Here is a 24,469-nt window from a genome sequence, read left to right as displayed (position 1 = left end):
AGAAAAGCCGCTTAAGCCGACGGTTCAAAACGCAACGGCGCCAGAGCAAACGCTACTGGAATGGCGATGATTGAAATGGCGGCGCAACACCATAGCGCGTTCTGATAGCTCCCGAAGACGTCGTGCGAATAGCCAAAAATGACAGGGCCTAGGGCGGCAAACGAATAACCTATGCCCATGACAAACGCGTTCCATTTGTTGGCTTCCTCAGCGGAACGAGTGTTATCGAGAACAATCGTCATGCCGAGTGTGAAAGAGCCGCCTAGGCCCACACCGCAGACAGTGACAACAGCAAACGGCGAGTGCATCGGCGCGATCGCGAGCGCAATCAATCCGATTGATGCGCAAAGGCTCGAAAGAAATAACCAGATACGGCGGTCGCGCGATCGGCTGAACCACCCCATAAGTTGGTTGCCCACCATGAAAGTCGCGCTAAACACCGCGACCGTGGAAGCCGCTTGCGATGCTGGCAAACCCAATTCGCGGTAGAGCGGCGCGAGCCAGGCTAAAAGCGCATAAAAGAGTATGCCAGTAATTGTGAAGTAGAGGGCGATCTGCCAGGCGCGGAGAGAAGCGATAGGCATGGGAGGGGAAGGGCGGTGACACACTGCAGGTTCCGGTACGCTTGTATTTGTGAACGCCCAGGCCAAAGCCGCCGCGAGACTGACAAGGGACCAGACCCCGATTGCAAGCGGCCAATGGCCGGTTTGGGTAATAAACTGTTGTGTCGTCAGCGCAGAGACAGCGGCACCCAAAGAGAGCGTCGCGGCATAGACGCTCATCACCAGCGACGTGTTATTGGGGAAAGCAGTCTTGATGACACCACCCAGAAGGGCTTGCGCGACAGCAATTCCGGTACCGACCCCTGCGGTGGTCAGAAAAATCTCCAACCCATTCGATGCCCATCCGCGCGCGGCAACGGACAGACCGCACAGTACTACTGCAAAAAGCAGGGTGCGATCGACGCCGAAACGATGCGCTAGCCAAGGGCTCGGAAAAGCCAGAAGGCCCATCAATAACGGCGGGATGGCACCGACAAACGAAGCCTCCGTATGCGAGAGATTGAAGTCATTGATGATATAGGGCAACGACGGGCCGAGGGAGGCAATTCCTGGCCTGAGACTCAAAGCGACGAGTATGATCGCTGTAAGAAGCGGTGCGCGTTTCGAAACTGCGGTCGCCAAGGGACGCGAAAGTTGCGCGCGCCTCGGCTCTGTCGCAAAACCACGAAAATATATGGTCAAAGAGGCCTCGTCCTAGGATCACATTCCGAGGCTACCTCGTAATGCCAGTACTTGGCATGCAGCTATAGCTTTGCGCTTCTACTAGCTATGACATCCCCTCGGCTTTTGATCGTGGCGCGTGCGATTTCGAGGATGAGATTGGCGAGACTGGAGAGCGTGCGGCCTTTCCGATGTATGGCAACGACCCGTCTTCGCAGTAATGGCGCGGATATTGGAATCGCAACAAGTCGATGTTCGGCAAAAGCATCACCTGAAATGTGATCCGGCAAGATGCATTGACCGGAAGTAAGCGACACGAGCTTAAGCATCGCATCTAAAGTATCGACCTCGGCTACCGCGTGCGAATCCAGGCCATGCAGTTGGAGCATCCGCCGCTGCGAATAAGGCGCCGGAAAAACGACCAACGAAAGTTGTGTCTCTCTCAGATCGACGCTGTCTGCATTCGCGAGCACCGAGTCTTCCGAGACCACGAGCGACATTTTCTCGTCGAAGAGGATTGTTTCCTCTACATTCGCAGTTGCGACGGCTTCGTCGTAAACAAAACCGATTTCGACCTTGCCAGTCTCTACCAAAGCGATAACGTCCGGGGAGCTGCGTCCGATCATCGAGACGTTCACGTTCGGTCGCTGAGCCATGAATTTCGCAATGACGCCCGTGATGAAGTAGGAGCTCAACGGGTGGATGGTCGCGATCCGCAAACGACCCTCCGTGATGCCCTGCTCTTCGCGCAAGCGCACGACCGTCGCATCGATCAGCTCGTAGGACGTCTTGATCGCATCGTGTAAGGTCTTTCCTGCCGAACTTAAGACGACACCACGCCCATGGCGTTCAAAGAGTGTTTGACCGAGACCTTCTTCCAAAAGCGAGAGCTGTTTACTCAAGCCGGATTGCGTAAGGCCCAATGCATCGGCTGCTCTGGAAACAGAACCGGCGCCCGCGATGGCTATAAATTGACGAAGCGCCAGGTCGATGTTTTTCATGGGTACAATGCACAATTTCCAAGCATCCGCTGCCTAAACATACCGCGTGTTTGCCGGTCTACAATCATAACTCATATGAGCGCCAGTCTATAGCTCGTGTGAATGACCAACTGATACTCCGGGGCTCCTTAATCGTTTGGGAGATCAGGATGTCGGGCGAATATAAACTCTTAATCGGCGGAAAGCTGGTTGACGGGGATAGCACGATGAACGTGCTCAATCCCGCGACCGAGACTCGTATCGCAACGTGCCCACGCGGCTCGGCGCGCCAGTTGAATGAGGCCGTCGCGGCCGCGAAAAAGGCTTTTCCCAAGTGGGCGGCCACAACCATGGATGAGCGACGCAGGGTCCTCGTTCGCGTAGCCGACGCGGTAGAAAGCCGTCGCGAAGAGATGGCGCGATTACTCACGTCCGAGCAAGGCAAACCATTGGGCGAGGCCCAAGGCGAGGTCGATCTTACTGCGGCCTTCTTCCGTCACGCGGCGCTTCTCAATTTGGATCCAAAAATCCTCGAGGACAGCGACGCACGTCGGGTCGAATTGCATCGTCGGCCATTGGGCGTCATCGCGGGAATTATCCCGTGGAACTTCCCGCTAATGATCATGGCTTTCAAGGTTCCGCTGGCGCTCCTAGCCGGCAACACCATTGTGGTGAAGCCCGCCGCGACCACGCCTTTGGCCACACTCATGTTCGGCGCGCTAATTGCCACCATCGTCCCTGCTGGCGTTGTCAACATCGTCACGGACGCCAATGATCTTGGCAATGTACTCACCAGCCATCCGGATGTGGCAAAGGTCGCTTTCACGGGTTCCTCAGCAACGGGTCTCAAGGTTTTGGGAAATGTCGCCAAGTCGATGAAGCGGTTCACATTGGAGCTGGGCGGCAATGATCCGGGAATCGTCCTGCAAGACGCCATCCCCAAAGATGTGGCTCCCGGCATCTTCCAGGGTGCCTTCTTCAATTCCGGACAGGTTTGCCTGGCATTGAAACGGCTCTACGTGCACGAAAGTCAGTATGACGAAATGTGCGAAGAGCTCGGAAAACTAGCTCGAGATGCCGTATTGGGCGACGGACTTCAGCAGGGCACCGTCGTGGGACCGCTGCAAAACGCCATGCAATACGAAAAGGTCAAAACCTACCTCAATGACGCGCACGCTAACGGCAAGATCGTTGCGGGCGGAAACGTGCCGGATCGTCCAGGCTATTTCATTCAGCCGACGATCGTCAAAGACATGGAAGAGGGTACGAAGCTCGTCGATGAGGAACAGTTTGGGCCCATCTTACCTGTCTTGAAATATAAGACGCTCGACGAAGCGATCGCGCGCGCTAATGCAAGTGAATATGGCCTCGGTGCGTCGGTTTGGTCGTCCGACCGCACACGCGCCAAGGAGGTCGCGTTGAAACTCGAAGCGGGAACCGTGTTCATCAACAAGCACGCCGATATCGCTCCCCACATTCCTCAAGCCGGCGCGAAGGGTTCTGGTCTTGGCGTTGAGATTGGTGAAGAGGGGCTACTTGAGTACACGCAAGTGCAGGTTCTCAACGAAGCCCTGTAATCGCCGGAGCCGCACGGGACTGCGCGGACACCCCCGTCCAGCCGTTTCGTGCGGTAACCCTTAAGAGAAACAAATAAATTCGGGGCATTGGAAGCGAGTTGCTCAGCTGGCGCGCATCATCCTTGACGGGCAATACGCAAACGTGCCGTACCCGGCGGCGGGGTACTCACGGAGATACGCTGCCGTGAAAATCCATCCAAAAACTTCTAACGCGCCTCAAATGATGCAGGCCTTTGAACATCCGGCAGGCTCAATCGCTTCACGAACTATCGGCGGAGCAACTCAGTGGCGGGGTAAGCTTCTTCATATCCATATTGCCACCGGTGCGAGCTACGAGATGGAGGAAATCAGAGAGGCTATGTTGGTTACAGGCCGAGGCATCGTTGGAGATCGGTATTACAACGGCACGGGCACCTATTCTCCCAAGCCTGATGTGCGCGAAGTCACACTTATCGAACAAGAAGCGCTTGATGCCCTTTCGCGAAACGATCCCCCCTTGCAAGGCGGTCCTATCAACCTTCTACCCGGAGATCACCGGCGAAACCTGACTGTTCGCGGAGTTCCATTGAACCATCTCGTCGGGCGCCGCTTCAGGGTGGGCGACACAATTCTTCGCGGAGGCCGCTTGAACTTCCCCTGCAAATATTTGGAGGAGCTTTTGAGTCTTCCCGTCTATTTGCCGCTTTACAATCGCTCGGGCCTAAACTGCGGCGTCGAAAAAGGCGGCACTATTCGGCAGGGCGATGTCATCGAAGTGCTTGATCCATGACCGCGCGCATCATTATGAAAATGCACGTGGCGCATATGCGATTGACCTCACCGCATGTACTTCATTTACATCTCAAACATCCCTTACGCTCTTCACTTCCCCATTGGTCAGCGGGCGCGCATGTCGATCTGCATTTGCCGGATGGTCGCGTGCGTCAATACTCCCTGTGCGGCGACCCCGAGCAACACACTCACTACGAGATTGCCATCAAGCGCGAAGAACAAGGAAGAGGTGGCTCGCGGTGGCTTCATGACCATGTAACGGTGGGGAGCGAATTGCATATCTCTGCGCCACGCAATAGCCTGCCTCTCGACGAACGCGGCGATCGTTATATTTTCGTCGCGGGCGGCATTGGCATAACGCCACTCATCTCGATGGCACGCACCTTGCGACGCCGAGGAAAGACATTTGCATTTCATTGTTGCGCGCCTTCCGCCAGGCTGACTCCTTTACTCGCCGAGTTGAAGGACATTTGCGGGCCGCGTCTTCATTGCTGGTTTTCGAAGGAGGGAACTCGGTTCGATCCCGCGATTCTGCCGCCGTATGACCCAGGCATTCATGCCTATGTCTGCGGCCCACAGCGCCTGCTCGATGCCGTGCAGGCTGCGTTGACAGCATGGCCCGAGGACGGGCTGCACGTCGAAGCCTTCGATATGACGGTTGATGAAAATTTCAAACCCGAGCCTTTTGAAGCGACCATAGCTTCAACAGGCGAGACCTTGCTCGTGCCCGCCACCAAATCGCTGCTAGAGGTTTTGCGTGAAAATGGATTCGTGATGCCCTCCTCCTGTCAGATCGGGGTCTGTGGCTCGTGCGAATGCGGTTATCGCAACGGTACGGTTATCCATCGCGACAAGATCTTGCCCACCTCCAAGCGTCAAGACCGCCTGATGCCGTGCGTGTCGCGTGCGCGGGTCAGCGTCACGCTTGATCTTTAAAGGTCATGCTCAATGGCTTCGCCTAGCACGCCTCTTCCATGTTTGCGACAAATCGCTCGATAGAAAAATTTTCACCGCGTTAAACAGGAGCAGTAAAAATGAAACGAGACGTCTTCAATCCGGGAAATGTAAAGCCCGCGCTTCCGCTGTCGCATGCTGTACGAGCCGAAAGTCTCGTGTTCATTTCCGGTCAGCTGCCGTTTGGAAAAAACGGGCAGTTTCCGGAGGGCTTTGAATCCCAGCTGCGTCAGGTTTTCATTAATTTCAGCGCGGCGCTGGCTTCTGCCGGATCCAGCATGGAAGCTGTCGTCAAAACAACCTGCTTCCTGAAGGATATGAACGATTTTTCCGAGCTCAATCGAATTTACGGCGAATATTTCAAAGAGGCGCCGCCCGCGCGATCGACTATCGAAGTAGCCCGGCTACCCAACGATGCGTTGGTCGAAATCGAAGCCGTAGCGATGAAGCTCTAGAAGCTTTTTCCCATCGATGCCTCGATTTTCCGGTCTGATCCGCTCAGCAAACTGGCGTTCTCCAACTAATGCGATGATCCAGACAGCCGAGCGCCAAAACGACTTCGCAACCAGAATTTTGGAAGAGGTGCGATGACAATAGACTTTTACTGGACATCCGGCGGGCCCTTCGCCATGCGAGGGCTGCTGACGCTGGCAGTGAAAAAGCTGTCCTATCGGTCTCACCACTTGGACGTCGCCAATCAGGAAAACAAAACTCCAGAGTTTCTGGTTCTTAGCCCGTCTGGAATGCTGCCTGTCTTAAAGGACGGCGTTACCGTGGTAAGAGAATCGCAGGCAATCATGTTCTATCTTGATCGTGCCTATCCTGCGGTTCCTCTTTACGGCGTAACCCCAGCTGAAGCGGGTAAGATTATGCAGGAGATTTGCGAGCAGCAATCTTATGCCGATCCCGTGCTTGGACCGTTGATCGGCGCTCTGCTCTTTCGCCGCTCTTTACCAGAAACGGTTGTTCGCAACGCGGCCGAGAGATTTGATGATCTGCTGCACGAATTAGATGCTCGGCTTCGGCAGACAGGCTGGCTCAACACTCAGCAATGCACGGCTGCAGACATCAACCTCTACCCGCCTTTCCGTGCGGTGGCGGAAGCCTTGGCAGGTGATACCGCTCTACGGTTCGGAATAGCCGCCCCGGATGTTCAAAGTTTTCAATCCGTCGCATCGTGGATGGTTCGCCTGGGCTCCTTGGCGACGGGCAAAACTCCCGCTTGAGTGCAAAAAAGGCGGCATGTTGAGTGCCGCCTTCTTAAATCAGTGCTGCGATGAACTCAGACCGCGCGCAAAAGGCCAGTCTTGGGGTGACAATTCACGTATTCGAAATACTGGTTCGACGCGTCGAAAACCGAGACTTCATGATAAAGCGTCAGGTTTTTGAATTTCTTCGCCAGCCTATTGAACGTCACGAAGATCGAGAGATGGGTGCCATGGGTCGCGCCCCAGGTCTCAAGCGCCGAAAGCGAACGCCAGAGGCTGTAGCCGAAGCCGCGTTCCTCCTGCTTTCCGTTTTCGTCGATGTGGAAGCAGTATCGATTGCAGTAACAGCCGACATCCATGCCGTCGTCGCGCAGGAAATCCATCCCTTCCTTCAAGACGGGCGCGATGTCGTCATACCAGATCTTGCGTTCTTCGGCTTCAGTCGTGCTCCAGTCTTCGCCCGAGCGAATGAGCGTGAGGTTATTGTGACCGTTGATAATCACACGGCCGCCATGCGATGGCGATCCTTGAGCGACGGCGAGCGTGCCTTCCGGATCCATGGTGCTGGTCTGCGACACGGGGAGACGATCGCGCATCGAGCCCCAGTATCCGTGCTCGATGATCGGCCCGCTCATTTCGGGAAAAAGTTTGCTGACGCCCTCGAAAGGACCGTGAGCAGCTGTATAGATAGTTTCGAACTGCTCAATGCGCGGACGGAGGATTTCGCGAAAATAGCCCACCTCTTCTTTTAACCGGTCATCCGATGCCCACCAATTCTTGATAACGTCACTCTCAATCCATTTGTGGAAGGTATCGGTATCGATCCAGTAAGCCACGGCGACTTGGTTGAGGTAGCCAGCCGCATCGATGAACTGGACAGTGTCATAGCGCGCCGGTCCATTCGGCTGCTTGAAGCTTTCGATGATTCCTTGAAGTGCCGTACGGATACGATCCTTATTCTCTTCGCCTTTCGCTTGGACTCCGAAATACGACATCACCAACTGCTGAATGTTTTCCGTGGGCCGCGCGGAATAGGCCGCAACTGGTGGATTCCACGTGTCGCTCACCTGGCGGGTTCTAGTACGAGGGCAACGCAAATGCGCTGGAATGGATGAGTCCAAAGCCATCAGTAATTATTCCTCCCGACTTTTTGCTTAATTGCTGTTCTTCAGCATCGTCGGAGGTCTCTCAGCCTAGCATCGTGATCGCTCCGAATGCGGGGCAAACTACGCATAAGTGTATCGTTCGGCATAGAGCACGGTGCCCGGCGTTTTCGGGCAATTTGCCCGTCACGGAGTGAACAGGTTTTCGGCGGGAATAATTCCGGCGGCTAAAGCGAGCAAGACGAGGTGAGCGTCATTGTCGGCGCCGATCTTAGCCTTCACGGCGTAGTGTATATTACGAACTGTTTTGACACTGAGGTGAAGGAGATCAGCGATCGCTTCACTGCTAGCGCCAGTCGCGATGAGCCGTAATACCTCCATCTCTCGCGGCGATAGGTCATCTAGCGGTTGAACCGCACCTCGCAACCGATCCGCCGCCAACGCCTTTGAAATGTCTTCGCTCATGGCGCGACCACCCTCAGCGACGACTTCAACGGCCTTGATCAGTTCGGCTGGCGGGCTGCCCTTCGTAATATAGCCGCGAACGCCCGCTTCGAACGCCTTGAGCACATACGCACTTTGCGCATGCATACTAAAAATGAGGACCTTTGCACTTTTGTCGATATCGCGAATTCGGCGAGTGGCTTCAATGCCGCTAACGCCAACGAGCGTCAGGTCCATGATAACGACATCAGGCTTATGAAGCTTATAGGCTTCGTAAGCTTGGCTAGCGTCTTCGGCTTCGGCGCAGACGACGAATTCTGGGCGCAGTTCCAGGAGTCGGCGGTACCCCTCGCGCACGATGGGATGATCATCGACCAGCAAAATCGTTATTTTTTTCAAACGAGAGCGCCCCCCTCAGAAAGTGGAACGCGTGCGGTAATCAATAGACCTTTGCGAGCATTACCGATGGAAAGCGAACCTCCCAAACCCGCTACGCGCTCGCGCATGCCAAGGATACCCTGCCCAAAAGTCGTGGACACGTGGCCGCTATCGCCGCCGCCGTCATCCTCAATGCTTAACGTCACGTGAGGCTCGCCGGAGCTGCGATGTTCAAGACGGACCGTAACTTCGGTTGGCCTGCCGTGTTTACTCGCATTGGTCAAGCACTCCTGCACGATGCGATAAAGATCTACGGCCACGCGTTTTTGCAGTTCGGCCAGTCGGCCGGCCATGTGAAGCCGGAAGATCGTGCCGCTTTTCGATGAAGCGTTAAAATCCGTGATCAGCTGACGGAGACTGGCCTCGAGGCCGAGTTCTTCGATGCTTTGGGAACGCAAGCGCACCAAAGTCGTGCGGAGTATTTTCATGAGATATTCTTGCGTCTTCGCAATCGCGCGCGCGTCTTGCGCGATATCGGGTCGCTCCGGCATCGCGCGGGTTTCAATGATAGTTGCGAGCGCGGTGGTTGCCGTCAGCGCTTGGCCGAACTCATCGTGAAGATCGCGGGCCAAGGCGCGTCGTTCTTCTTCTTGGACTTGGAACAGGCGTGCCGTGAGTGCCATGCGTTCAGAGTTTGTCTGTTTGAGCGTGGTGCCAAGTCGATTGACGGCGTTAGCGATGTGATTGAATTCGGTGCTGTTGAAATGCCCGAGATGGGAGCCGAGATGGCCCTCTTCGAGATCGTGAAGGGCGCCCACGATCGCGCGTGCGGGCATCAAGGCGTGACCGATCATGATCGCGGCTAGAATGGCAATGCCTGCCGCAAGCATAACAGCGGCGTCCACCACCGTCGAAATTTCTCTCCAAGCCCGTCGAAGTGCTGCCTCTGTATCGGCTGCGGTGAGAATGGGTCCGGCTTGTTCATCGTGGAGAGAGAGCGGTTGAACGACCGGCGAATAATTGCCCATGATTGACAGATAAGCTGCGGCGAACCACGCGGGGGCACGGGGACCGAGCGCTTCGACCTGGCTGCACAGTTTACGCGGCGTCGTTCCAGGGAGACCATAGGTGACGCAAACGCCGGGCGAAATGATGCTTTGCGTTTCGACCGTGTCCCAATCCGGCAGCGGCAACAGGGAGCCGCGCGAGATTCCGTTCCGCCACATCAGATGTTGCCAGTAAAGAGCTTGGAGCCGCTGATCGACGCGCGTCGCGGTTGCCGCGACATCGGCTTCGATCGAACGGTGCGCATCCCAAACCAATCCCGCAATCGACAACGACAAGCACAGCAATACAGCCGCCATAAGCCGTAACAATAAAAGCGTCAGCAGCCGCATGTGCTCCTCCGGTTCTTGACTGTGCGTTGTGCTCGCTTTTTGAGTTAAATTGAAGAGGCGATTTCTGTGCTCGGGCAAAATGCCCGAAGCCATTATTCATTGCTTCAAGCCTAACAAATCTGGAAAAGCTAGAATTTCCTACTTCCCCTTTCTTTGGATGATTCATTTGGATCGGCTTGAAGCCATGGCGATGCTGGTGTCCTCCGTTGAGGAGGGGAGTTTGTCGGCTGCCGCCAGGAAATTGCGCATCCCGGTCGCCACACTCACGCGAAAGGTCAACGATCTCGAAACGGCGGTTGGAACTAAGCTATTGGTTCGGTCGACGCGAAAGCTTCAGCTGACTGACGCTGGCACTGAGTATGTTGCCTCGGCAAAACAGATTCTCGAACAGGTTGATGAGCAAGAACGTCGTGCCGCCGGCGAGTTTACGGCGCCGAGGGGTGAGTTGGTAATTTCCACGCCCGTCCAAGTCGCTCGTTTGCGGGTGTTGAAAGTTATTGATCAATTCCTAGCGCAATATCCCGAGATAAGAGTGCGGCTCGTGCAGTCCGATCGCAACGTCGATCTCATAGATGCCCACGTAGACATCGCAATCAGAATTGGGCGACTGCGTGATAGTGCTCTGGTCGCAACGCGGGTGGGGACACTGCGTGTGGTGACGGTAGGGAGCAAGGATCTGCTTGAAAGGTGCGGTGCACTGAGGATGCCAAAGGACCTTCGCGGATATCCTTGTATCGTATTCGATAGTCCCAGCCTCTCTCCATGGTGTTTCCGCAGTCCAGCCACGCAGGACATCTTCACAATTGAGGTAGTGCCACGGTTATTGGTGTCGTCGCCGGATGCTGCTGTAGATGCTGCGATCGATGGTATAGGAGCGACCCGAGTGCTTGAACACGACGTGGCCGACGCTATCGACGAAGGAAGGCTGCAGTTCATTTTGCAGGAATTCGAAGTCGAGCCGATGCCGGTTCACCTGGTCCATCTATCTCGAAGCATGATGCCCCTGAAACTGCGGCGGTTCATCGATTTCGCTGTGCCCAAGCTTCGTGAAGAGCTAGGTAACTTCGGACGTATTCGGGCTGGCTAGCAGCCCGCACTCCGGACATGAGCGCGGGCTGTCGTGGGCGGCATCAGCGCCAGAACTGGGTCAAACCGCCATCGACCACCAGCGCGGCGCCCGTCGTGTAGGACGCGTCATCACTCGCAAGGAACAGCACGGCCTTTGCGAGTTCGGTCGCTTCGCCGAATCGCTTCAAGCCAATCTTCTGCGTGATGCTGGCAGCAACTTCCGAGAGCGTCGCATCCGCCAGACCAATCTTGCTGTAGAATGGCGTTGCGATCGCACCGGGGCAGACGGCGTTCACGCGGATACCGCGCGGCGCCAATTCGGCGCCCAGGGTCCGAACGAGGGATCTCGCAGCCGCCTTCGTTGCAGCGAGCATCGACAGACCGGGAAAGCCGATCGTGTTTAGGAACGACGTCGTCACGACGATGCTTCCGCCCTCCGTCATGATTGCAGCGGCCTTCTGGATCGTAAAGAACGTGCCGGTGAAATTGAGAGCGAGGTTCTCAGCGACGTACTCTTCCGTCACGGCTTCGAGCGGGGCGACTGTCGTGGCGCCGGCATTGGCAAATAGGACATCGATACGACCGTACTTACTCCGAGTGGCTTCGACGGCGCGTTCGATCTCAACTACTTTTCGGATGTCGGCACGGACGAGCAAGGCATTGCCATTGAGTTCTTTGCCGGCTGCGGCCAGACGCGATTCATTTGAACCGACGAGAACAACATTGGCGCCTTCCGACTGAAACAGCTTTGCCGTTTCGAGGCCGATGCCTGACGTTCCACCAGTGATGAAAGCAACTTTGTTCTTCAACTTCATTTTGGTCTCCATGTGCTGGGGTTAGAGGCACTGCGACCCTGACGATCACTTGATTTTCGTCCGTCGACTTCCTCGACGCGAAAAATGCACCTAGCCAGCGGCGTGGAGAATTCTCTGAAGTCGGGCAACATTTGACCGGAAATCGAGAAGATGACTGAAAGCGGTCCATTGTCGGCCCTCGCCGACACGGGCGCGCTAAGGCCCCACTGACGGTCCGTGGATCTCGGCATCTGCCGCTGCGTGTCGCGACGATGAACTTTGGGGGACGGCGGGGGGAATTGTCGAGCTTTGTGCGGTTCATTCTTGTTCAAAGAACGCCGCGCGAAACGGCTGGAAGGGGGCGCCAGTGCGGCCCCGTGCGGCGCTGGTGATTAAAGGGCTTCGTTGAGAACTTGAACTTGCGTATGCTCAAGTAATCCCTCTTCACCAATCTCGACGCCGAGACCTGAACACTTAGCGCCAGCTTGCGGAATGTGTCGGGCGAAATCGGCGTGCTTGTTGATGTAGACGGTACCCGCTTCAAGTTTCAGCGCGACCACTTCGGCTCTTCTGCGATTTGATGACCAGACCGAGGCGCCGAGACCGTACGTCCTCAAGAACCGTGGGCTTCACTTGAGAGCGATCCCGCAGCTTACCTTATGTCCGCTACTGGCCCATAGCGGAGGTCGTTGCCCGTCAAACCGCGCTTCTGTTGACGGCTAGAAAGCAGACATTCCGTTCAGGATGCGCTTCAGATCGTCGATCAATCAACCTTAATAACGATGCAAAAGTTCTCATCTTCATCAACTCCGGTGCGCCAATGAAAAGGTTCAATTAATTCAGCCCTTGAAGCGCCACCGGCTCGAACGAAGATGAGAACTCTCCGTCAGAATACCGCGCCCTGGTCAGCAATTCACAGCCAATGTCTCGTCTCTGTGTCGGAATTCCGCGCGTAAGCTGACACCTCATCGACCTCGTTCGAACGACGCTTCCCGCATAATTCAGACAAGTTCGCTTTCATCGTAACCGACGCATACCATTCCCCCGTGACTGTCGGCTTTCTCTGCCGAGCGGCTGCTCGATCGACGCGGCGCCACGCTCGCGCGATGACCGCTAAGGGCCAGAAGCGGCCGCGAATATTTCGAGGATCAAGTCCACTCTCAATGAATAAGCGGATACTGCCCGAGCAATCGCCAGGGATCGGACGCCATCTCACGCTGGCGTCCGCTTTTGTATAGATGCGGGGTTCGCGACGTTCGGATCCGCGTGCGATGCGATTTCCTTTGGTATTATGGCGGGTGCTGGGAAACAGAATTTAAGGTCGAGACCACCCGAAAGAACCGATGCAAGCTATTTTGATGTAGAGTTCGCCTTTTCTGATCGGGAACCAGCTCATGACAAATGCAGAGGAAAAAAGGGTTAGCCGAATCGCCGAGAGCAAAGGCTATCGTTTGGAGAAAGTGGGTAAGGGACCTCATCATGGTCGCTTTTCCATCGTGAAGAACACAGGAGGTTCACGAATGCCCTCAGGCATACCCGGCTCTGAGTTCGCATTCTCGCTTCACGAAGCAGAAGACTGGCTGACCAAAACCGGCGAATAGATTCCGACAATGCTATAGTTCGCGCGTGTATTCCTCGCACCTAATGCGGGTTAGATAGCAGCCCTTCCGCTTAGCCTAGAAGCTTCCCGATTTCATCTCCGCTCAGTGTGTTCCTCGTTTGCAGTGCTGCAGCCACGCGCCGGAGGGCAACCTCATTCTCTCTTACCAAGATGTCAGCCCGGAGAACTAGCTGTCGCTGTAAGGTTCGCCACTGAAGAGGTCCGATCGTATTATCGCGCCGGGCCCACAGGATCATGCTGCGTGCTTCTGAATAGTCCCGGAGATGACCACCAACGTCATGACCGAAGACGCACAATTCGGCGGCTCGTCCAGCATACAGACAAATGGCCAGGTTCTTCGCTATCTGTTTCTTGGGGCCCATCACCCGTGACCATCCGGGTCGCGGATCGATGATGAAGGTCTCACCGGACGGATTTAGCGCCATCCGGTAAGTACCACAGCGGTCCGGGTCGACCGTTGCGCCGTGGTGCGGAATACCGAGAACCTCGGCGGCAACCGCATGGCCAGCTTCATGGACGGAGCAGTGATCAGGTATTGCCATGCGATATCCACTATGACTATTGGCTCCGACACTGGCGCCTCCGTGACGCGAAGACGACCGACTAATCTACCGCCGGTACAGAATGGTGCTCATGAGCGAGCCGCCACTGGTGGTCGATTTTACGCAGCCCAATCGTCAGCCTGAATTGAAATCCTCCATCTAGCGCGGGGCCACTGCCGGTTGCGGAGCCGCACCGCATATTGGCGAAGGCAACATCTTCCCCGGCTACCTCGCACAGCTTCCGCCCAATCTTCAATCAGATATCTGATCTGAACTTCAGCGATCTCGCTTTGCGTCACGATTTGCTCTCCGAACCCGGCAATGTCCCTGCAAAGAACGAATGGCTGACCTACAGAACTAAATGGAGCCGCATCCAATTCTTCGACACGACCCATCCCTCATACGGTCATCTCGAATTGCACCTGATCGCGAACCGCCAGATCGTATCCCTTCTCCGACGTGAAGAAGTTCTGCACCACGTTGAAGATGCGAAAGCCGCGCTTCAGATAGAAGATTATGTTGCTCGTCTCCCACGCCCCCGTACAGACCACGAGCCGCCGGGTGTTGCTGAGCCGACTGAACCTCGCCGCTTCTTCTATCAACCGCTTGCCGATGCCCTTGCCCCGACGCTGGGGAACAACAGCCAGGTTGACGATTTCCAGCGCACCCGCTTCTTCCACGACGTGAGCGAGGCCAACAATCGCGCCGCGTTCGTACGCCACAAGAACATTTCCCATCTCATAGTAGGTGAGAACTTCGCTTTCTGACTCATCCGCCATGCGGAACAAAGGCAGCAAGGAATCCCTGCTGCCTTCGTGAATCCGGACTTCAATTTCGGCCAAGTGGCCCTCCGTCTGAAATTTTGTGTTTCCCTTTTGCCGACAAATACGAGGGAAACCGGACGGGCGTTACCCGGGAGATTTGCGCTAAGTCCGCTAAGGGGCGAAAGATTTTGCTGGGCGGAACCCCAGCGGAATATCCCATCTGTAAGTTCCAACCCACCGCCCGAAAACTATGTCGCTGGCGAAAATCCCGCTGCGCGAAGAGGTGTAGTAGAAGCTTATCCACATTGGGATCAGAACGCCTATTGAACCGCGTAGTGTGGCTTGGGGGATAAGAACGTGTCGCTTTATTTGTCCGGATTACCGCTATGGATTGCGGCGCTCTTCCTAGTCGTCGTTCCGACCGTCATCGCCATGTGCGGCCCAGTGATCATCCGGCGCAAAGTCGGACTTGAGCGGCTTACAACCAATAACGAGATCGCCGGCTTCAAGTTCGCGACCGTCGGCGTGATCTATGCGGTGCTACTCGCTTTCGCCGTCATCGTCGTTTGGGAGCGCTTCAGCGACGCTGAGGGAGCGGTCCTGCAGGAGGCAGGAGCATCCGCTACCCTTTATCGTCTCTCTGCTGGCTCGGACCCCGATGCGACCTCAACCCGCGCCGCATTGAGTAACTATCTCAAACTCGCGGTTGAGCAGGATTGGCCGCGGATGGCTGACGAGAATGGGAGCGATCAGGTCACAAAAGCGCTCGATGCTCTCTATGCCTCCGCGATCAAAATGAGCACGAACGGCCAGCGGCATCCTGCCGTCCTAGCGGAGATGTTTAAACAGCTCGACACCTTAACCCAGGCACGCCGCACCCGCCTTCAACTTGCGATGGGTATTGTGCCCGGAATGTTGTGGGCCGTTCTCTTCAGCGGCGCGGTCCTGACCGTGGGATTTACGTTTTTCTTCGGCACCGAGAATCTCGCGGCTCAGGTCATGATGACAGGAATTCTGTCCACGATTGTCTTTATGGGCCTTCTCGTGATTATCTCCATCGATCACCCATTTTCTGGTCCCGTACACATCGACAGCGACCCACTTGAAAAGGTTTTGCTAGATTTTGGGCGCTGATGTGTATTGGGGTGTAAAAACGGGGGCCAATCGCTCGGCGAGATGACCCTGGTTTCGTCCTAAGCCGTCAAAAGTTTCCGAGGTGATGGCAAATCATCGGGTCGCCTTTTGAGCCACGTGCCACCTTTTAGGTCGGCCTCAGCAGCACAGTCGTCTACCCAAGCGAGCAGGTTCGCGGACTGCTTTCGGAGTTCTTCCAATTTGATGGTGCGCTTCGTCTCCATCAACCGGCCGGGTTGATGCGGGAAAACAGGTTTTCCATATCGATCGACATTCCATCGGCAGAGAATTTGCAGATCACCGTCGCCTGCAGCGCCTTCTTTCAAGATTTCCGAGAGAATGTCGTCTATCGGAAGGATTTCGGAAAATCCCCCACCATACCCGACGAACAAATGGATCTGAGCAAGATCCTGCGAACGTCGGAGCGCGTTGCGTAACATAACGTGCCGATGCATCTGCCGAAGGGCGCTTTTAAACTCGCTACTCAAAATATCGAGGAGCGCAGTACCGCGATCCGTGTCGGCTTTACGCCAAAGCGTATGCTCGGCGTCGAATTCGAGGTCGACGAGTTGAGATTTGGAGTCTGAGCGGATTTGCATGACGGGCTCCGACACGCTCGGCCGCGGTGCTTTTAGACACCGACGTTGAGCATTTTTGAATCCCGCGAGCCAATCAGTAATTCAAAAACTGGGTCAAAAGAATGACCTTAAGGAGTATTTCGACAAACTTTCTTCGGCCGGCGCCCGACGGTCCAATTCGCCAAGTCGTAAACTGGGGAATAGGGACGGCCATCCTAGGAATTTGCCCACTCATGCCGCCTCTGGATCGGGAAAGTCGCCGAAAAGTTAATAAGCCCCGTGCCAGCTGCTGCGACGAGATCGGCAGCTGCAATCGGTTGCCTGATCTCAATTGACCGCCATAGTGCTAACCGGGGAAACAGTTTGAGGTAACCTCCCGGCCAAAAGGTATTCAACCCAATGCGATCGAGTGAACTTGTCATAGCAGTCACGGGTGCAGCCAGCGGCATCGGTCAGGAAATATGCAGGCTGTTCGCCCGGCGTGGAGCCAAAATTGCGCTTATCGATCGAGAGCAGAGCAGACTTGATGCCTTCGAAGTTGAACTTCGCGAAGCTGGCGTCCGCTGCACCGCCGCAGCCGTAGACGTCCGCAGCCACGAGCAAGTTCAATCTGCCGTCCGTAAAATCGCCCAGACTCTAGGTCCAATCGACATTTTAATCCCATGCGCTGGAATATGCCGTGCTTCGACAGTCGATGATCTGAAGATCGGAGATGTCGAGGAAATGTTGCAAGCGAATTTCTTGGGGTTGGTCTACATGATCGACGCCGTCCTACCCTCCATGTTGGAGCGCAAGCACGGACATATTGTCGGTGTGTCAAGCTTAGCCGGCGTGCGAGGCATTCCTTTCGAACCCGCCTATTCTGCGAGCAAAGCCGCGGTGGCCGCGTACCTCGAAAGCCTTCGATCCGAACTCCGCACAAGGGGCGTCGTCGTGACGACGATATTCCCGGGTTACGTGCAGACCCCATTGCTCGACGGGATCAACGGGTTGATGGGTGCCGATATGGCCAACGGCAAGGCCGTTACAGCGGTAGCTGCCGCGGCAGCGATCGTAAAAGCAATCGAACGGAAAAGGTCGTACGCGCACTTTCCCTTCTCACTCGGATGGGGCGTGCACCTCAGTCAGCTTTTGCCGCCGCGTCTCTATGACCTGATGATCGGGCGAATGTTCAGCCGGTTTCCGATTTCAAACGTCGTGGCCCCAGCGTCTCTCCTGGAGAATCCTAAACCGCGACCGGTCTTGAGCTAAGTTGGCCGTCGGCGATCATCCAATCGATGCAGTCCTTGAGCATCACCTCGATCGGCACCGGTTTATAGTCCAATTCGGCGACAGCCTTTTCGCTTCGGCAAATGATGCTCGCACAGAGGAATGCCGCTGTTTCCGCGGTGATCATTGGCTCGCTTCTGGTAATCGGCGATATCCGGTCCAACGCGCGGCCGGCGAAGCGAAACGCAAACGGATTTGCGACCCGTGTATTGGTGGGCCGACCAAGCAATTTACCCACGATCTGGACGATTTCGCTGTAAGAAGCCTCATCCCCACCCAGAAGATAGTTATGTCCCGTCCGCCCTTTTTCGGATGCAGCAACATGCGCGCGCACGACCGAACCAACATCGCAAAAGCAAGCACGGCCCGGCGGAATCAGCGGGAGTTGTTTGTTGGCAGCTTTCAGTATGAACCTCGACCACGAACCCCAGTCATAGCGGCCGATGACATTGGCCGGATTTAAAATCACCGCGTCGAGTCCCTGATCGACAGCCTTAGCGACCTCTTCCTCAGCGACAGCCTTGGAGTGTTGATAATTGAAACTGCCTTTTCCGAGCTTTGGCGCCGTCTCGTCGAACGGCGCTTCCGGAAGACCATAGACACCCGACGTCGACGTATGGATGAATTTTTTGCTCCGCTTCGCCAGAGCCGTCGACACCATATTGCGCGTGCCGTCCACATTGGTTCGCCATTGCCGCTGCCGATGACCCGGCCACATGCTCGTGTCGCCTGCCACATGAAACACCGCATCCAGATCCTCGGGCATCGCCCGATCGAGCGAACTCGAATCCTCGATCATCCCTTCCACCAGGCGCACAGGATATGTCTTGAGATGGGTCAGTTCGGAATTGGGTCGATGGAGCGCGACGACGTCCCAGCCGGATTGCGTTAGATGCTCTACAAGGTTTAGACCTACGAAGCCCGTGCCGCCGGTGACAAAAGCGGTTTTGCTCGGCATACTCACATCTCCACGTTTGTCACCAAATTCAGCGAAGTCTTCTATAGACCATCAGCGATAAACAATGCTGCATCATCGCCGGAACATATAGCGGGGAAGACCGCTCGCGGTAGGAACGATGGACACTCACCGATGTCCACCACCAGGCGACGGTTCATCATCGCCTCCTAGGCCAAAGCCCATTCCCCCGCCCAAGGCAGTTCCACCGCCAAGCCCGGCGCCACCAATTTTGTCACCGGCGCCCTTTTGAGTTTCCTCTTTTCCGCGATCGCCCTTGCCACCACCACCAGAGCGTGGCGGCCGTGAGGGGCCCTGCGCGGGAATGTCGAGATTTGGAGGAAGGGGCGCTAAGTCAAGCGCCTCGCGAACGAAATTTCGGAGCGAGACAACAAGCTCGTGCGTATGAACTTGATTTCCAGCGAGCAGCTCCCGCGCGGCAAGAGTCGCCAACTTGACCTGCTCTTCCGTCCCAAGCAGGATAATGTCCGAGAGTGCCGCCTCGACCGCGTCGCGGATGCGCCTAGCGCGATCCGAAACATCGGCCGCCAAACCGATAGCGCTATCGGTCTCGGCATCGACGTCGCCTCCCCGGCGTAAATCACGCAAGTGACTCGGATCGACCGATAATTTGCCGGTGAAGGAGCCGCCCAAGGTCCGATACGCGCCAATCAACGTGCGCAGCCGCTCATTGATCTGGCGGTTCATGCGTTCGCGGCGCTGCTGGAACGTCATCATCATGAGCAGTCGAATGCCGACGCCGACCAACGTGATAACCGCTAAACCGATTAAGGTCAGGACCAGACTGTGCCATGAACTGAAATCGACGTTATGCAACGACATTTCCTCCGTACGAACCCGTTCCCACCCAGCACATGGATTTTCTTGACGGGTGGGCGTAGCTAAGAAGGCAGGCCATCCGACGTACCATGCAGATGTACCATTGCACGGACGCGATATTATTCGCGTTGCTGCGCGACACCCACAGTTACGGCGCCGACATCGCGGGCGCCCGTCAGCGCGTAAGCACGCTCGGTCACTTGGTTGAGTGAGGTTTGGACCTTCAGACGGGCGATCTCGATCGCGGTCTCGTCAGCATCGGCGGCAACCCATATCGGCTCACCAGCAGCCACCGCGAAGGTCGAAAAGGGTAGGTTGACGGTCGCCTTGCTCCACGAGTTGAGCACCAAAAATCTCGAAGTCGCGGCGGCGACCGGAATGATGGGCCTTCCTGAAAGGCGCGCGAGCATCACGATGCCGTTGCCCGCGTGACGCGGCCGCGTCGGTGGGACATCGGCCGTCATCGCAACAATAGAACCCTCTTGAAGCGCGCGTACCGAAGCCCGTAACGCATAAACGCCGCCCCTGTCTCGCTTCCGCTCTCCGGCACCCGCACCGCGAATAGCCGAAATGCCAAATTTTTTCAGGACGCCCGTTACGACATCGCCATCCCCGTGGCGCGAGACCATCGCCGCGACATTGAACTCGCGAGTATTAAGCTCGCCGAGCATCAAGAACTGCCCGTGCCACATCGCCATGATAAATGGCGCCTGCTCCCGGAGACGAGGGATCAAGTCAGGCGGCTCATGAACCGTGCGAGACGTGGCCTTCACGGTTTTGACTAAGCCAGACAGCGAAAGCGCCGCAACGCTCGTGAGCAATCGTGTCGATCTTGATGCTGGTTTCATTTCTAGTCTAGCGGTTACAGCTTTTCAGTGTTGCCCGGCGCGCTCCTGGAAAGTCGGGCTAGACCGATGGTCTGGCGGTGCCAATTCTTGATCGAGACCGCTGGAAAACCGCCCATGACCGCTGCGGGCTCGACGTTCCGCATCACACCGCTCTTCGCGGCAATCCTTGCCCGAGCTCCAACTTTGAGGTGATCTCCGACGCCGACTTGTCCACCCATCATGACCCCTTCCTCGACACGAGTGCTTCCGGCAATGCCGACCTGGGCACAAATTACACATTGGCGGCCGATACGCACGTTGTGAGCAATATGCACGAGATTATCGAGAACGGTACCAGAGCCGATCACCGTGTCACCCGTTGCTCCGCGGTCTATGGCGCAGTTAGCTCCAATCTGAACATCATCTTCGATGACGACGCGGCCGAGTTGAAGCATGCGCATGAGCCCATTCGGTCCGGGTACAAAGCCAAAGCCTTGCGACCCGATCGTCACCCCAGTCTCGATTTCGACGCGCTGGCCGATCAGCGCATGACTGATCGTTGTGTTGGCGCCGATCTTCGTATTATCGCCCAGTCGAACCCCCTCACCTAGGACAGCGTTCGGGCCTATGTGACATCCGCTTCCGATTTCGACCCCCCGGCCGATCACCGCGCCCGCATCGATCTGCGAACCCTCGCCGATGGCGGCAGTCGGGTCCACGCAAGCCATTGGATGAACACCGGATTCCAGAGCAGGACGAGGATAGAAGAGATGCCCGACCTGGGCATACGCGAGGCGGGGATCTTTAACGAACATCAACAGCGTCGAATCACCCGCATGGCCCGCAAGTTCTCGACTGCAGATGACAGCCTCAGCGCGCGTTCGACCGAGGCCATCGAGATAACGCGCATCGGTAAAGACGCTGATCTCACCCGCTTCAGCGGTGTCTAAATCGCCGATGTCGTGAATGGGAATCGAGCCGCGCTCCGCCTCAAGAACATCTGCCCCGAGGTGCGCCGCGATCTCGCTTAACTTGAAGGGACCGGCGCGACGGAAGAAGCGAAGATCGGCCATGAACTGTACCTTTGCTCAAAGAACTGGAGTGGCATGTGTAAGCGTTTAATCGCCTCAAATACATTCAAGGCGCCTAGGGCCGAGAGATACTTCCTCAGCGTACCCAGCGTATTCTAACTGGCTGTGCGGTCTGCCGGCAGAACCCTAAAGCAACCGGCGTCGACCGCTGACGCTCTTGTCGCATCTTTATCGGCGGGTGGTGGCTCGCTTGAGGCGTCCCGGATGACCAAATTAGATTTCTGCACGTATAGACCACGCTTTCCGGAAGAGTTTGGCCAAACTACTCCGTTCCCTCAACCCATTTGTAAATTTCCCATTTGGGTGGTTTCCGGCTCATGGACCATTTGGCGCACCACGCCTTTTTCGCCGTACTGTCCATCCAGCACCAGTTCCTTCCCGTTTGCGATCGGTGGCTGAAAGGATTCCCCATCCGGATCTTCTCTTCACAGCCGGGCGGCCGGGCGCAAAGGCGAGGCTCTTGGGTCTGCGTTGTATGGGGTTGTCCGTTGATTTCATTTAGCCTCCCGCCCACTGGGGAGGAGACATTCGTGACATTTCCAACGACCGCGTGGCCACCGGAACGGACGTGAAAGCCTGCCCTCGACCCAGAAGGCCAGCCTCCGTGATGCCATTCCAACGGGCCTGGGCGCGGACAATCCGCCCTCGTCGACGTAATCAGGGCCGTGCCGGAAGGCTGGCCGCCAGTTGCGCATCCGTTCCGATAACGGCCCCGAGTTTATTGCGATCAACGTGCGCGAGTGGCTCGGCCGGATCAGTGTCAAAACGCTCTACATCGAGCCGGGAAGCCCGTGGGGAGAACGGCTATTGCGAGAATCTCAACTCGAAGCTCTGGGAACGAGCTTCTGAACGGCGAGATCTTCACGACGCTGCGGGAAGCTCAAGTGCCGATCGAGGACTGGCGCAGACACTACAACGCCGTCAGACCGCACTCATCACCCGGCTATCGCCCACCAGCCCCAGAAGCGATCTTGCCGCCAGCATCAGGTCTGCCCTACGCTGCGCTTCGGCCTGCCCAGATGCTGGCCGACGACAGCCAGATTCTAACTTAGTGCCTGGTATCGTGATGAGGGCGGGCCAGGGGCGACAATGCGAGCGGACGAAAGACTTCCCTATCTCGACTTTATCCGGGCCGCAGCCGCAACCTATATCGTTGGGTTTTGGCACCTGATGAATTACACGGGCGGTTACGCGCCTGGCTACGCCAATGCTGTTACGGTACGCCTGACAGTCCTAGCGCTCGGTTCGTTCTTTTTCGTTTCTGGCTTCTTGCTAGGCAAAGGCCTGCCGCCGAAAAACGTCCGAGACGTGCTAGCCTTTTATAAGCGACGCTTGCTGCGCATCTACCCTCTCTTCCTTTTCGCGATCGCCCTCTACTTAATCACCAAATCGGCGCGTCCTGCGGACCTATTAGCGGCGGCCTTTCTGACGTCCGCGTTCCTGTCAGGACATTTGACGACGCTCTGGTTTGTCGGCGTCCTTCTTTGCTTCTATTTAATGACGCCAGCCTTGATGTACTTCGCATCGGGATCGCTTCATTTTCTCTCGGTCGCCGTTTTTTTTGCGTGTGCCATGGCTGCGCTTCAAGCGATTTCACCCGATCCCGATCCTCGCCTGTTGCTCTACTTTCCGTCATTTTCGCTGGGCGTCTACTTCGCCAATCGAACCCTAGACGAGGGGCGTCTGGCACTCGTTTCGGCCTTCTGCCTTCTCGCTCTGGAACTCAGTTTGTCAGGCGACCAGCCAGTCGAAAAGGACCTGCTCAGCCTGCCATTCGCGGCCCTGCTGCCTTTAGCGTTGGTAGCGATTTGCGAGCGAATTTCGATCCTGCGCAAGCCACCGCCTCTTGTACTGACTGTCAGTCACGCAAGCTTCGTCATGTATTTGCTGCATCGACCCATTTACAAAGAACTCGCGCACTTAGCGCCCCATGGTCTGGGACGCCTTTTGTTGTTATTCGGCGTCGGGTTCCCGCTGGTCGTTCTCGTATCCTCGCGAACGCAAAGCTTTTACGATCGCCTTCTCGCGAACAAACCGACGAAAGCGGTCACTCCGGACGGCCGCCCTGTTAGCTGATCGTACGTGTCAGCGCGGTAGCGCGGTTCAGTCTTCTTAATGGCGTCTGAACTGATAGGTTATTGGACTTCGCTCACTTCATAGACAGAGAATTCGATGTCTATGCCGTAGCTGCCCGGGGCGATGATCGCAGCCGAGCCGGCTTTCTCCCTGCAAGCCTCGCGTCCCGAAGCATTCGCACCTCGGGGACGGGCGGCCCAAGAATGAGACATAGCGAATCAATGGTATGGTTTGGCAGTTAAGAATCTTTGGACCGTTCCCATGGGCGCCTCGCGCTCACCGGCTCCCACCTCGCAATGACCTGGACACCCTCGTGGCTCGCATAAACAATCTCGACATTCCGGATATCGTCTTAATCGCCCCCGACAAGATCCACGACTCGCGGGGCTATTTTAGTGAAATTTACAACGCCCAAGCACTGGCGGAGGCAGGCGTCCGGGAGACGTTCGTGCAGGACAATCTCTCGCTGTCCGCGAAGGCCGGCACCGTTCGCGGGCTGCATTTCCAGAGGCCGCCCCATGCGCAGGCGAAGCTAATACGCGTAAGCCGTGGGCGCGCCTTCGACGTCGCCGTGGATCTGCGGCCCACGTCTCCGAGCTTTGGCCATCACGCGGCAGTTGAACTATCGGCCGAGAACGGGCTTCAGGTTTACATCCCCCATGGCTTTGCCCATGGCTTTTGCACGCTGGAGCCGGACACGGAGGTCGTCTACAAAGTGTCGGCCTATTACGCTCCACAGGCCGAAGGGGGCGTCTTGTGGTCCGATCCGGATCTGAAAATCGATTGGCCGGTCGACATTCGCTCCGCAATCGTGTCGGAGAAAGACGTTAGGCTTCCTTTGCTCAAGGATATGTCTCAGGCCTTTTAGCCTGCTG

25 protein-coding genes and 1 pseudogene are annotated in these 24,469 nt (G+C 56.4%); 12 read left to right on the top strand and 14 right to left on the bottom strand.

What is annotated here, in order from left to right:
* Positions 1 to 11 precede the first annotated feature (11 nt).
* Both WC811_RS14005 and WC811_RS14000 read right to left on the bottom strand, forming a co-directional pair.
* On the bottom strand, positions 12 to 1,127 hold the full coding sequence (locus tag WC811_RS14005) for a CynX/NimT family MFS transporter (protein ID WP_372645791.1): 1,116 nt from the start codon (positions 1,125 to 1,127) through the stop codon (positions 12 to 14).
* A gap of 179 nt (positions 1,128 to 1,306) precedes the next feature.
* Positions 1,307 to 2,224, bottom strand: coding sequence for a LysR family transcriptional regulator (locus tag WC811_RS14000; protein ID WP_372645594.1), 918 nt, complete (start codon positions 2,222 to 2,224; stop codon positions 1,307 to 1,309).
* A gap of 149 nt (positions 2,225 to 2,373) precedes the next feature.
* Here WC811_RS14000 and WC811_RS13995 point away from each other — a divergent pair, with 149 nt between their 5' ends.
* From WC811_RS13995 to WC811_RS13975, 5 genes are all read left to right on the top strand, one after another.
* A complete protein-coding gene (locus tag WC811_RS13995) occupies positions 2,374 to 3,780 on the top strand; it encodes an aldehyde dehydrogenase family protein (protein WP_372645592.1) in 1,407 nt (468 codons plus the stop codon).
* A 220-nt stretch (positions 3,781 to 4,000) separates the two neighbouring features.
* Positions 4,001 to 4,549: an MOSC domain-containing protein gene (locus WC811_RS13990; RefSeq protein WP_372645789.1), complete on the top strand. Its 549-nt coding sequence runs from the start codon at positions 4,001 to 4,003 to the stop codon at positions 4,547 to 4,549.
* Complete coding sequence (locus tag WC811_RS13985; RefSeq protein ID WP_372645590.1) at positions 4,546 to 5,487, top strand: 2Fe-2S iron-sulfur cluster-binding protein; 942 nt, start codon at positions 4,546 to 4,548, stop codon at positions 5,485 to 5,487. Before WC811_RS13990 ends, WC811_RS13985 begins: the two co-directional genes overlap by 4 nt.
* A 98-nt stretch (positions 5,488 to 5,585) precedes the next feature.
* A complete protein-coding gene (locus WC811_RS13980; RefSeq protein ID WP_372645588.1) occupies positions 5,586 to 5,960 on the top strand; it encodes a RidA family protein in 375 nt (124 codons plus the stop codon).
* Between the two features lie 132 nt (positions 5,961 to 6,092).
* Positions 6,093 to 6,731, top strand: coding sequence for a glutathione S-transferase family protein (locus WC811_RS13975; RefSeq protein ID WP_372645586.1), 639 nt, complete (start codon positions 6,093 to 6,095; stop codon positions 6,729 to 6,731).
* Positions 6,732 to 6,787: 56 nt separating this feature from the next.
* Here WC811_RS13975 and WC811_RS13970 read toward each other — a convergent pair whose 3' ends face one another.
* The 3 genes from WC811_RS13970 to WC811_RS13960 all read right to left on the bottom strand — a co-directional run bounded on the left by WC811_RS13970 (position 6,788) and on the right by WC811_RS13960 (position 10,035).
* A complete protein-coding gene (locus WC811_RS13970; RefSeq protein WP_372645584.1) occupies positions 6,788 to 7,780 on the bottom strand; it encodes a phenylacetaldoxime dehydratase family protein in 993 nt (330 codons plus the stop codon).
* Positions 7,781 to 8,002: 222 nt separating this feature from the next.
* Entirely contained in the window at positions 8,003 to 8,659 is a 657-nt protein-coding gene (locus WC811_RS13965; protein ID WP_372645582.1) for a response regulator, read from the bottom strand.
* Positions 8,656 to 10,035, bottom strand: coding sequence for a sensor histidine kinase (locus tag WC811_RS13960; RefSeq protein ID WP_372645580.1), 1,380 nt, complete (start codon positions 10,033 to 10,035; stop codon positions 8,656 to 8,658). Before WC811_RS13960 ends, WC811_RS13965 begins: the two co-directional genes overlap by 4 nt.
* 79 nt (positions 10,036 to 10,114) lie before the next feature.
* Between WC811_RS13960 and WC811_RS13955 the strand changes: the two genes are divergently transcribed.
* Entirely contained in the window at positions 10,115 to 11,122 is a 1,008-nt protein-coding gene (locus WC811_RS13955; RefSeq protein WP_372645578.1) for a LysR family transcriptional regulator, read from the top strand.
* Positions 11,123 to 11,165: 43 nt separating this feature from the next.
* Here WC811_RS13955 and WC811_RS13950 read toward each other — a convergent pair whose 3' ends face one another.
* Positions 11,166 to 11,918, bottom strand: a complete 753-nt coding sequence (locus WC811_RS13950) for an SDR family oxidoreductase (protein WP_372645576.1) — start codon at positions 11,916 to 11,918, stop codon at positions 11,166 to 11,168.
* A 371-nt stretch (positions 11,919 to 12,289) separates the two neighbouring features.
* Positions 12,290 to 12,514, bottom strand: a complete 225-nt coding sequence (locus WC811_RS13945; protein WP_372645573.1) for an aldehyde dehydrogenase family protein — start codon at positions 12,512 to 12,514, stop codon at positions 12,290 to 12,292.
* 777 nt (positions 12,515 to 13,291) lie between these two features.
* Here WC811_RS13945 and WC811_RS13940 point away from each other — a divergent pair.
* On the top strand, positions 13,292 to 13,498 hold the full coding sequence (locus WC811_RS13940) for a hypothetical protein (RefSeq protein WP_372645571.1): 207 nt from the start codon (positions 13,292 to 13,294) through the stop codon (positions 13,496 to 13,498).
* A 623-nt stretch (positions 13,499 to 14,121) separates the two neighbouring features.
* Here the strand turns inward: WC811_RS13940 and WC811_RS13935 are convergent.
* Complete coding sequence (locus WC811_RS13935; protein ID WP_372645569.1) at positions 14,122 to 14,316, bottom strand: nuclear transport factor 2 family protein; 195 nt, start codon at positions 14,314 to 14,316, stop codon at positions 14,122 to 14,124.
* Between the two features lie 142 nt (positions 14,317 to 14,458).
* Positions 14,459 to 14,902, bottom strand: a complete 444-nt coding sequence (locus tag WC811_RS13930; protein WP_372645568.1) for a GNAT family N-acetyltransferase — start codon at positions 14,900 to 14,902, stop codon at positions 14,459 to 14,461.
* Between the two features lie 366 nt (positions 14,903 to 15,268).
* On the opposite strand from WC811_RS13930, the gene WC811_RS13925 reads away from it, so the two are divergent.
* Positions 15,269 to 15,958, top strand: a complete 690-nt coding sequence (locus WC811_RS13925; RefSeq protein WP_372645565.1) for a DUF4239 domain-containing protein — start codon at positions 15,269 to 15,271, stop codon at positions 15,956 to 15,958.
* A gap of 59 nt (positions 15,959 to 16,017) precedes the next feature.
* Here WC811_RS13925 and WC811_RS13920 read toward each other — a convergent pair whose 3' ends face one another.
* Positions 16,018 to 16,557 (bottom strand): hypothetical protein, encoded by a 540-nt coding sequence (locus WC811_RS13920; RefSeq protein WP_372645561.1) that lies wholly within the window; start codon positions 16,555 to 16,557, stop codon positions 16,018 to 16,020.
* A 378-nt stretch (positions 16,558 to 16,935) separates the two neighbouring features.
* Between WC811_RS13920 and WC811_RS13915 the strand changes: the two genes are divergently transcribed.
* Positions 16,936 to 17,787, top strand: coding sequence for an SDR family NAD(P)-dependent oxidoreductase (locus tag WC811_RS13915; RefSeq protein ID WP_372645558.1), 852 nt, complete (start codon positions 16,936 to 16,938; stop codon positions 17,785 to 17,787).
* Here WC811_RS13915 and WC811_RS13910 read toward each other — a convergent pair.
* The 4 genes from WC811_RS13910 to lpxD form a co-directional block, all read right to left on the bottom strand.
* Positions 17,762 to 18,763 carry an NAD-dependent epimerase/dehydratase family protein gene (locus tag WC811_RS13910; protein ID WP_372645556.1) on the bottom strand — a complete coding sequence of 334 codons (1,002 nt, stop codon included), beginning with the start codon at positions 18,761 to 18,763 and terminating at the stop codon, positions 17,762 to 17,764. The two genes, WC811_RS13915 and WC811_RS13910, sit on opposite strands and share 26 nt — an antisense overlap.
* 126 nt (positions 18,764 to 18,889) lie before the next feature.
* Complete coding sequence (locus tag WC811_RS13905; protein ID WP_372645553.1) at positions 18,890 to 19,603, bottom strand: hypothetical protein; 714 nt, start codon at positions 19,601 to 19,603, stop codon at positions 18,890 to 18,892.
* A 116-nt stretch (positions 19,604 to 19,719) separates the two neighbouring features.
* Entirely contained in the window at positions 19,720 to 20,298 is a 579-nt protein-coding gene (locus WC811_RS13900) for a lysophospholipid acyltransferase family protein (RefSeq protein ID WP_372645551.1), read from the bottom strand.
* A 164-nt stretch (positions 20,299 to 20,462) separates the two neighbouring features.
* Positions 20,463 to 21,500 carry a UDP-3-O-(3-hydroxymyristoyl)glucosamine N-acyltransferase gene (gene lpxD / locus WC811_RS13895; RefSeq protein ID WP_372645549.1) on the bottom strand — a complete coding sequence of 346 codons (1,038 nt, stop codon included), beginning with the start codon at positions 21,498 to 21,500 and terminating at the stop codon, positions 20,463 to 20,465.
* A 711-nt stretch (positions 21,501 to 22,211) separates the two neighbouring features.
* On the opposite strand from lpxD, the pseudogene WC811_RS13890 reads away from it, so the two are divergent.
* From WC811_RS13890 to rfbC, 3 genes and pseudogenes are all read left to right on the top strand, one after another.
* A pseudogene (locus WC811_RS13890) lies at positions 22,212 to 22,570 on the top strand (integrase core domain-containing protein); the annotation flags it as partial.
* Positions 22,571 to 22,607: 37 nt separating this feature from the next.
* Positions 22,608 to 23,594 carry an acyltransferase family protein gene (locus WC811_RS13885; protein ID WP_372645547.1) on the top strand — a complete coding sequence of 329 codons (987 nt, stop codon included), beginning with the start codon at positions 22,608 to 22,610 and terminating at the stop codon, positions 23,592 to 23,594.
* A gap of 313 nt (positions 23,595 to 23,907) precedes the next feature.
* Complete coding sequence (gene rfbC / locus WC811_RS13880) at positions 23,908 to 24,462, top strand: dTDP-4-dehydrorhamnose 3,5-epimerase (protein ID WP_372645545.1); 555 nt, start codon at positions 23,908 to 23,910, stop codon at positions 24,460 to 24,462.
* Positions 24,463 to 24,469: the final 7 nt, after the last annotated feature.

Source organism: Hyphomicrobium sp., assembly GCF_041659645.1.
GTDB lineage: Bacteria > Pseudomonadota > Alphaproteobacteria > Rhizobiales > Hyphomicrobiaceae > Hyphomicrobium_B.
Note: the sequence above shows the minus strand (reverse complement) of the source record. Positions and strands in the feature narration are given on the sequence as shown.